This is a genomic window from Mesorhizobium sp. Arg314, from assembly GCF_053714275.1.
Map to the genome: position 1 here is coordinate 1 of NZ_JBSKBP010000244.1, position 512 is coordinate 512.

The 512-nt window shown below is 71.1% G+C and carries 1 protein-coding gene; it reads right to left on the reverse strand.

The genetic code is table 11. The annotated features are described in order from the left end of the window. Positions 1 to 512 (reverse strand): hypothetical protein (locus ACWGS9_RS35310; protein WP_454509494.1); only part of this gene is annotated, 512 nt, incomplete at both ends.

A 512-nucleotide genomic window follows, 5' to 3' on the forward strand; every position in this document is an offset into this window, starting at 1 on the left:
CCGGTATCGCCAGTGGCACCCGTGGCGCCGGTGGCTCCAGTGGCACCCGTATCGCCAGTCGCACCGGTGGCGCCGGTTGCTCCTGTGGCGCCAGTCGCGCCTGTGGCGCCGGTGGCTCCGGTATCACCAGTTGCGCCTGTAGCGCCGGTGGCTCCAGTCGCGCCTGTGGCACCCGTATCGCCGGTGGCTCCGGTCGCACCTGTGGCACCCGTGTCGCCAGTCGCACCGGTGGCTCCGGTATCACCAGTTGCGCCTGTAGCGCCGGTGGCTCCAGTATTACCAGTCGCGCCCGTAGCGCCGGTGGCACCCGTATCGCCGGTCGCACCTGTGGCGCCCGTGGCACCCGTATCGCCAGTAGCGCCCGTGGCACCTGTGGCTCCGGTATCACCAGTTGCGCCGGTCGCGCCCGTGGCACCCGTCGAGCCGGTAGCACCCGTAGCGCCGGTATCACCAGTTGCGCCTGTGGCACCCGTATCGCCGGTTGCACCGGTGGCACCCGTGGCTCCAGTTGC